This is a genomic window from Marinagarivorans sp., assembly GCF_982758155.1.
In genome coordinates, this window is record NZ_CEXWTU010000207.1 from 533 (window position 1) to 8,900 (window position 8,368).

Here is an 8,368-nt window from a genome sequence, read left to right on the forward strand (position 1 = left end):
TGTTTTTTGCTTGCAGCGCTTTTGCCGATTTTTTAAGGCCAATGCGCCTCACCGTATTAAGCGTATATAAAACTTTTTTGGGGCCGCCACCAACAATCGTTTTCATGTTGCTACCTCGAACGTCTTGGCTTGAGTTTAAAGCAGATGCTAGGTCGATGGCTAGTGGCTACTTGTATATAGCGCTAAAGCTGATGGCTATGGAGCGTTGCTGGGCTTCGGGGTGATACATTACGGGAAGCGCGTTGATCGGACTCCAAGCTAATTGGTCTGCCTGCACCTTTAGGGTCAGGCTCGAATGCTGACTACGATAGTACGCTCAACGGCAAAGTGTTGTTGGTTTAATGTGTGCGCTATCACTTTGATGGCGGGCTGTGCAACTACGCCTACGGCTCCATTGGCTAGTGACCCGGTTTCTATTTTGGTGTTGTTGCCAAAAAACAACAGTATTGAAATTGATGCTCCGCATACGCTGTTGGCGAATGTTTCTAAGCCGCTGGGCGAGCGTGGTTATTATGTTTTTCCTGTGGCGGTTATCGAGCGTTTTATGCGTGAAAATGGTTTGCATTCCGGGGCGCAGATGCACGAAATACCACTGTTTAAAATCCAAGAACATATTGCTCCTGATGCGGTGTTGTACATTACGATTAACCAGTGGGGGCAAAAATTTCAGCTATTACAATCTGTTGCGATTGTTGAAGTTTGTAACGCTGGCAGCTCTAATAGCGGTAGCTTAACGGCGATGGTTTTAGGTGCTGTTCTTGACCAGATGGCTGGAAGCTTTACCGATCATACCGACGAGTTATCCCGCCAAGCTCTAGAGGGTGCTTTTGTGTCACTTTCTGAAGGTAAGCGGTTACGCGCCTCAACCCGGTTGCGTCAATAGGGTGGTTTAGCGGTTTAGCGGTTTGTCGTGGCCAAGTAATTTGGTTGTGGTTTTGCCGCGCAAGCCGCATTTTCTCGTCCCTAAGTATTTCTTCCTTACTCAATCTAGCATTTAACTGAGCGGGCGCGGGCATTCTGAAGTAGAATGTGGCTCCAAATTTTCTCGTATACTTGGCTTATATTAGTGACAAGTTGTGTGGGAGTGGGTAGTTACACCACTTTTATACGCGCTATATGAGATGAAATCTTTTACGCAAAGCCCCGCGCCATATAGGCTATAGGGGGTTTATCAATAAAAACTCAAGTGACCTTTAGTAGGGGCCACCACTGAATTAGGATACTATTTCATGCCTGCGATTACTCTTCCAGACGGTTCCGTCCGTCAATTCGAAAATGCCGTTTCTACCCTTGATGTTGCTGCCGATATTGGCCCTGGATTGGCGAAAGCCACCATTGCCGGCAATGTGAATGGCCAGCGTGTTGATGCCTGCGACCTGATCACTGAAGATGCCGAGCTAACAATCTATACGGCTCGCGATGCTGAAGGCCTCGAAATTATTCGTCACTCGTGCGCGCATTTGTTAGGTCATGCTATTAAGCAGTTGTGGCCTGATGTGAAGATGGCGATTGGCCCAACCATCGAAAACGGCTTTTATTACGATATCGATCTAGAGCAAATGCTTACCGATGATGATGTCATCAAGCTAGAAGCGCGGATGTTAGAGCTGGCAAAAACAGGTTATGCGGTCGTAAAAAAAGTTGTTAACTGGCAGGACGCGCACGATACCTTTGCGGGGCGTGATGAGCCTTATAAGATCGAAATCTTAGAGCGTGATATTCCTAAGGATGCTCAGCCAGGCCTGTATCACCACGAAGAATATGTTGATATGTGCCGGGGCCCGCACGTACCGCATATGGGTTTTTGTGGTCACTTTAAGTTAACGCGCGTGTCGGGTGCCTATTGGCGTGGTGATTCCGACAACAAAATGTTGCAGCGTGTATACGGTACGGCTTTTGGCGATAAAAAAGCGCTTAAAGCTCACATGAAGTTGATGGAAGAGGCTGCCAAGCGTGACCATCGTAAAATCGGCAAGAAAATGGACTTGTTTCATTTGCAAGAAGAAGCGCCCGGCATGGTGTTTTGGCATCCGCGTGGCTGGGCTATTTATAGCGAGCTAGAAAAGTACATGCGTGAAGTGCAGCGCTTGAATGGTTACCAGGAAATTAAAACCCCACAAATCGTTGATCGAAGCTTGTGGGAAAAGTCGGGCCATTGGGATAAGTTCCGCGACGGTATGTTTACCGTTGAAGCCGATGGTCGCGATTTGGCGGTAAAACCCATGAACTGCCCTTGTCATGTGCAGGTGTTTAATCAGGGTTTGAAAAGCTACCGCGATTTACCGTTGCGTTTAGCCGAGTTTGGTTCTTGTCACCGCAACGAGGCCTCGGGTTCTTTGCAGGGTATTATGCGTGTGCGCGGTTTTGTGCAAGACGATGCCCATATCTTCTGTACCGAAGAGAGTATTCAAGATGAAGTGGCAACCTTTACAGACTTGCTCTATAAAGTGTATGCCGATTTTGGTTTTACCGACGTTATCATCCGTTTGTCTACCCGCCCAGAAGAGCGCGTGGGCAGTGATGCCGATTGGGATAAAGCCGAGAAGTCCTTGGCCGATGCCTTGGATGCGAAAGGTTTAGCATTTCAGTATTTGCCAGGAGAGGGTGCGTTTTATGGCCCTAAAATTGAGTTCTCTTTGAAGGATTGTATTGGTCGAGTTTGGCAGTGCGGTACTATTCAAGTGGATTTCTCGATGCCGGGCCGTTTAAGTGCGCAATATGTCGCCGAAGATGGATCGCGACAGGTGCCAGTGATGTTACACCGCGCAATATTAGGTTCGTTTGAGCGTTTTATTGGCATTTTGATCGAAAACTACGAAGGGGCATTTCCTCCTTGGTTGGCGCCTGAGCAGGTCGTAATTATGAATATTACTGACCGACAGGCCGAATATGTGACGAAAATTGAAAAAACGTTGCAAAATAACGGCTATCGTGCGATTGCAGACTTGAGAAATGAAAAGATCGGCTTTAAAATCCGCGAGCACACAATATCGCGCATTCCTTACCTCTTGGTTGTTGGTGATCAAGAAGTAACCGACGGTACCGTCGCAGTGCGATCATGGCAAGGTGAAGATCTTGGTACGCTGTCTTTAGCTGCGTTTGAACAAACACTCGCACAAGCAGTGGCCCGAAGAGGGCGTATAGAAGAAGTATCAGATTCTTAATACGCACGCTGGCTGAACACACCTTTATTTTTTAATAATTTGGAGAGAACTACTATTAACAATCGAGCAGGCAACGGAAAAAGTCGTCAAAAGAAAGCTGCTATTAATGATCAAATTGAAGCATCAGAAGTAAGGTTAGTTGGGGCTGATGGTGAGCAGGTCGGTGTTGTTTCTCTAGAGGAAGCACTCGATGCCGCAAAAGCCGCCACACTTGACCTTGTAGCAATTGCTCCAGACGCAGAGCCCGTTGTGTGCAAGATCATGGATTATGGTAAGCACCTCTTCGAATTGAAGAAACAAAAAGCGGCTGCCAAGAAGAAGCAGAAGCAACAACAGATTAAAGAAATGAAGTTCCGTCCAGGAACAGAGGATGGCGACTATCAAGTGAAGTTGCGCAACCTTACTCGTTTCTTAGAGCAAGGGGATAAAGCCAAGGTATCATTACGGTACCGTGGTCGAGAGCTCGCCCACCAAGAATTAGGTATGGAAATGATGCTCCGCATCGCCAAAGACTTGGAAGAAATTGGGACCGTAGAGCAGCACGCCAAAATGGAAGGGCGTCAGCTGATTATGGTAATTGCCCCTAAAAAGAAAAATGGATAGGGCTTTTTAGCTGCCTTATTTGTTTAAAAGAGAACCGTAAAATCGGCACAAGCCGACCGGAGATTTACTATGTCAAAAGCTAAAGTACACAGTGGTGCTGCAAAGCGCTTCAAAAAAACAGCGGCTGGTTACAAGCATAAACACGCTAACAAAAGCCACATCCTTACCAAAATGACGACAAAGCGTAAGCGTCAGTTGCGAGGTACTAGCGTACTGAATGCATCGGACTCTCCATTAGTAGATCGTATGTTTAGGTCTTGCTAAGCCTTAGCGCTTTCACAATCATTTTTTAGAGGAATTATTTATGGCGCGTGTAAAACGTGGTGTTCAAGCCAATCGCCGACACAAGAAAGTATTAAAAGCAGCTAAAGGTTATTACGGTGCACGTTCGCGTGTATACCGCGTGGCCAAGCAAGCTGTTATCAAAGCAGGCCAATATGCCTACCGTGACCGTCGTGTAAACAAGCGTAACTTCCGTGCGCTTTGGATCACGCGTATCAATGCCCAGTCTCGTGTTGAAGGCTTGAGCTACAGTCGTTTAATCGCAGGCTTGAAAAAAGCTGAGATTGCACTGGATCGTCGCGTATTAGCAGACCTTGCTGTTCACGACAAATCTGCTTTTGCAACTATCGTTGCTAAAGCCAAGGAAGCACTAGCCGCTTAAGGGCGCTTTGCTAACTTGATTGTTGTTGAAAAGGGGAGCAGTTTAGGCTGTTCCCCTTTTTTTATGCCTACTACTCTCCATCAAATACAGACTTAGGGGCGAGGCAACAATAGTTTGTCCAATTAGGCGAGGGCGCCTGCTTTCTCAGCAAGGCGCTCAAAGGGGCGCATGCCGGGGCCTATATGGACATAGGTCATTAGGGTAACGCATGGAGCAGTTACCGAGGCATATAACGCTTTGAGCAACGCTGCTGAGGGAGCAGGAGGCAAGTATTATTGGATAAAGTATTTTTTCCTCGGCCCTTAGCCCTTAATAGCCCCCACAGGCGTGTTGTTTACGGGTAAAATCCCGCTCTTGTTTATCTTTCATTTCCTAACGATCTTTGGAAAACCTTATGGAAAACCTTGCTGAGCTGACGGTTGCAGCTCTCAAATTGGTCGCCGATGCAAATGGCTTGGCGGCACTTGATGAAATTCGCGTAAATTATTTGGGCAAAAAAGGCCAGATTACGGCGCAGTTAAAATCTTTAGGTAAGCTGTCGGCAGAAGAGCGCCCGGCAGCCGGTGCACTAATTAACGAAGCCAAAGTGCAAGTGCAAGACGCCATCAATGCACGTAAAGCGGCTTTAGAAAGCGAAGCCATTAACGCCAAGTTAGCAGCTGAAACGCTGGATGTTACCTTACCTGGCCGCAATGCCGAGCGCGGTAGCCTGCACCCCGTTACGCATACCCTTAATCGCATCGAAGATATTTTCGTGCGTGCCGGTTATAGCGTAGAGCAGGGGCCAGAAGTGGAAGATGATTTCCATAACTTTGAGGCGCTGAATATCCCATCGCATCACCCGGCACGGGCGATGCACGATACTTTTTATGTGGACGATCGCCACGTGTTGCGCACGCATACCTCGCCTGTGCAAATTCGCACCATGCTAAACCGCAGCGGCCCGCTTAAGGTGATATGCCCGGGTCGTGTATATCGTTGCGATTCCGATCTAACCCACACCCCTATGTTTCATCAGGTAGAGGGTTTAGTGGTTGATGAAAACGTCAGCTTTGCTGATTTAAAAGGGGTTGTCGCCCAGTTTTTACGCACCTTTTTTGAAGCCGATGTGCCCGTGCGTTTTCGTCCGTCATACTTCCCGTTTACCGAGCCTTCGGCCGAAATGGATATTCAGTGTACGCACTGTAATGGCGCTGGCTGCCGTGTTTGCAAGCAAACAGGTTGGCTTGAAGTGGGTGGTTGCGGCATGGTTCATCCCAATGTTTTTAAAGCCTGTGATATGGACCCGGAAAAAGTTTCGGGCTTTGCTTTTGGCATGGGTGTGGAGCGCTTGGCAATGTTGCGCTACGGCATAAAAGATTTACGAATGTTCTTTGAAAACGACTTGGATTTTCTCCAGCAGTTTTAACGCATAGAAGTCGTTGTTTAACAAAGTACATTGGAATTGGATAAAATTTATGAAAATCAGTGAATCCTGGTTGCGAGAGTGGGTTAACCCCGAAATAGAGACAGCTGCGCTGGTAGCGCAAGTGACTATGGCTGGCCTAGAAGTGGACGCCGTAGAGCCTGTCGCGGGTGAATTTAGCGGTGTTGTCGTAGGCAAAATTGTGGGTGTTACACCACACCCCGATGCCGAAAAATTGCGTGTTTGCCAAGTAGAGGGCCACGCCGAAGGTATTAAGCAAGTCGTTTGCGGTGCGCCTAATGCACGCGAAGGTTTGGTGATTCCGTTTGCGACTATCGGTGCAAAATTGCCGGGCGATTTCAAAATCAAAAAAGCAAAACTTCGAGGTGTTGAATCGTTCGGTATGCTTTGCGGCCAAACCGAGCTTGCCTGTGGCGATGACGATAGTGGTTTGTGGGAGTTGGCCAGCGATGCACCCATAGGTGCCGATTTACGCGAATACCTGCAGCTTAACGACAATATTCTAGAGTTAGATTTAACCCCTAACCGCAGTGATTGTTTAAGTATTCGTGGCATCGCGCGCGAAGTATCGGTGCTAAACAACTGTGCTTATAACGCACTAGAAATTACCGATGTTGCAAGCGATCATCAAGAAATACGCGAAGTTACTTTAGCCGCAGGCACAGCGTGCCCACGCTATGTTGGCCGTATTATTAAAGGCGTAAATAGCACGGCCCAAAGCCCTTTGTGGTTGGTTGAAAAACTTCGCCGCGCAGGTATTGCCAGTTTAGGCCCCGTTGTTGATGTTACTAATTATGTGCTCATCGAGCTTGGCCAGCCCATGCACGCCTTTGATGCGGCGAAAGTGCAGGGCAATATTACTGTGCGTTTGGCAAGCGAAGGCGAAAAACTCGAGTTGTTAAACGATCAAACGGTTGCACTAAAAAGCGATACCCTAGTTATTGCCGATGAAGCCGGCGCCTTGGCGTTTGCTGGCGTAATGGGCGGTAAAGCTTCTGCGGTTAGCGATAGCACTACCGATATTCTATTGGAGTCGGCTTTCTTTGCGCCCATCGCGATTGCCGGGCGCGCCCGTAATGCCGGTTTGCATACGGACTCATCACACCGTTTCGAGCGCGGCGTTGATTATAATTTACAGCATCAAGCCATTCAGCGTGCAACAGCCTTAATCGTCGAAATTTGTGGTGGTTCTGTCGGTGAAGTCTTTGGCGCGCTTAACGAAGCGGATTTACCTAAGCCAGCGTCTATTGCGTTGAACAAAAATCGTTTAGAAATGGTTTTGGGTTTGCGCTTAGAGGATGCTGACGTAGTGCGGATGTTAACCGGCCTAGGGCTTGAGTTAACCAACGAGACGGATGACGCCTGGCACTTTATTGCGCCCAGTTACCGTTTTGATATCGCCATTGATGCCGATTTGGTCGAAGAGTTGGCGCGTTTGTACGGCTACGATAAATTACCCACGCGAACCCCCGTATTTGCAAATGAGCTGCCAGCAACCCCAGAAGATGGTGTATCACTGCGTGCTTTAAATGCTGCGCTGGTTGCGCACGGTTACCGCGAAGCCATTACGTATAGCTTTGTAGACCCTAAAATTCATGCGCAGTTTTCGCAGGGTAAGTCGGTGGTTTTGCTTAAAAACCCGATCAGTGCCGATATGGCCGAGATGCGTACCAGTTTACTGCCAGGCTTGGTTCAAACTTTACGCTATAACCTTAATCGCCAACAAACACGTGTGAGTGTGTTCGAAAGCGGTTTGGTGTTCGAAAAAGGCGAAGGTGACGAAGCTTACCCACAAGAGCGGCGCATAGCTGGCCTGTTGTACGGTGCACGAGAAACCTCTGCCTGGTGCCATGGAAAAGACAAAGTCGACTTCTACGACCTTAAAGGCGATGTAGAGGCCTTGCTTGGAGTAACCCGTAATCAGGAGGCTTTCTCGTTTGTACCGAGCTCAGAGCCTGCCGCGTATATGCACCCAGGGCAATGTGCTGATGTTGTGCTGGACGGGGTAAAGGTCGGTGTAATCGGCGTATTGCACCCCTCAACCGCTAAGGCGTTGGATTGCAGTGGTAATGTCTATGTCTTTGAGCTAATACTTGAAGCGCTATTAACCGGCAGGGTGCCGGCCTTCCAGCCGTTATCGCGCTTCCCAGCCGTTGGCCGCGACCTTGCGTTTGTGGTTGCTGATGCCGTTAGTTCTGCATCGCTAGAGGCTGCAATACAGCAGGCCGCCGGCGAGCACTTTAAAGCCGTGGCGTTGTTTGATGTGTATGTGGGGCAGGGCGTAGAGGATGGCCACAAAAGCCTAGCCTACAACTTAGCTTTTCAGCATAACGAGCGCACATTAAAAGACGAAGAAATCCAGCAAGCTATTGATAATGTTGTCAAAACGTTGTCTGAAGCTTATGGTGCATGCCTACGTTAAATTTTTGTCACTGTTCAGCTATGAACAAATAGGTCGGCAAACTGATTATTTTCTGGGCCGCTCAAGCCATCCTTGGGCGCTATGCAAGC

7 protein-coding genes are annotated in these 8,368 nt (G+C 48.3%); all 7 read left to right on the forward strand.

The features are described 5' to 3' along the window. The first annotated feature begins 295 nt into the window (after positions 1-295). The 7 genes from AC3A8L_RS17160 to pheT all read left to right on the forward strand — a co-directional run bounded on the left by AC3A8L_RS17160 (position 296) and on the right by pheT (position 8,279). A complete protein-coding gene (locus AC3A8L_RS17160) occupies positions 296-883 on the forward strand; it encodes a GNA1162 family protein (RefSeq protein WP_487963499.1) in 588 nt (195 codons plus the stop codon). Between the two features lie 346 nt (positions 884-1,229). Beyond that, a complete protein-coding gene (thrS, locus tag AC3A8L_RS17165) occupies positions 1,230-3,164 on the forward strand; it encodes a threonine--tRNA ligase (RefSeq protein WP_487963500.1) in 1,935 nt (644 codons plus the stop codon). 39 nt (positions 3,165-3,203) lie between these two features. Next, the gene (infC, locus tag AC3A8L_RS17170; protein ID WP_487963501.1) at positions 3,204-3,767 is read left to right on the forward strand and encodes a translation initiation factor IF-3; all 564 of its coding nucleotides are present in this window, start codon (positions 3,204-3,206) and stop codon (positions 3,765-3,767) included. Positions 3,768-3,836: 69 nt separating this feature from the next. Next, a complete protein-coding gene (gene rpmI, locus AC3A8L_RS17175) occupies positions 3,837-4,031 on the forward strand; it encodes a 50S ribosomal protein L35 (RefSeq protein WP_053979753.1) in 195 nt (64 codons plus the stop codon). Between the two features lie 40 nt (positions 4,032-4,071). Beyond that, positions 4,072-4,431 (forward strand): 50S ribosomal protein L20, encoded by a 360-nt coding sequence (gene rplT / locus AC3A8L_RS17180; protein ID WP_487963502.1) that lies wholly within the window; start codon positions 4,072-4,074, stop codon positions 4,429-4,431. 394 nt (positions 4,432-4,825) lie between these two features. Continuing rightward, positions 4,826-5,839 (forward strand): phenylalanine--tRNA ligase subunit alpha, encoded by a 1,014-nt coding sequence (gene pheS, locus AC3A8L_RS17185; RefSeq protein ID WP_487963503.1) that lies wholly within the window; start codon positions 4,826-4,828, stop codon positions 5,837-5,839. 49 nt (positions 5,840-5,888) lie between these two features. Next, positions 5,889-8,279 carry a phenylalanine--tRNA ligase subunit beta gene (gene pheT / locus AC3A8L_RS17190; protein WP_487963504.1) on the forward strand — a complete coding sequence of 797 codons (2,391 nt, stop codon included), beginning with the start codon at positions 5,889-5,891 and terminating at the stop codon, positions 8,277-8,279. Positions 8,280-8,368 lie beyond the last annotated feature (89 nt).

What these genes read in the sequence shown, in the direction of transcription:
- AC3A8L_RS17160 (WP_487963499.1), top strand. Translation starts at nt 296, where the DNA reads ATGCTGACTACGATAGTACGCTCAACGGCAAAGTGTTGTTGGTTTAAT.
- rplT (WP_487963502.1), top strand. Translation starts at nt 4,072, where the DNA reads ATGGCGCGTGTAAAACGTGGTGTTCAAGCCAATCGCCGACACAAGAAA.
- pheS (WP_487963503.1), top strand. Translation starts at nt 4,826, where the DNA reads ATGGAAAACCTTGCTGAGCTGACGGTTGCAGCTCTCAAATTGGTCGCC.
- pheT (WP_487963504.1), top strand. Translation starts at nt 5,889, where the DNA reads ATGAAAATCAGTGAATCCTGGTTGCGAGAGTGGGTTAACCCCGAAATA.
- rpmI (WP_053979753.1), top strand. Translation starts at nt 3,837, where the DNA reads ATGTCAAAAGCTAAAGTACACAGTGGTGCTGCAAAGCGCTTCAAAAAA.
- thrS (WP_487963500.1), top strand. Translation starts at nt 1,230, where the DNA reads ATGCCTGCGATTACTCTTCCAGACGGTTCCGTCCGTCAATTCGAAAAT.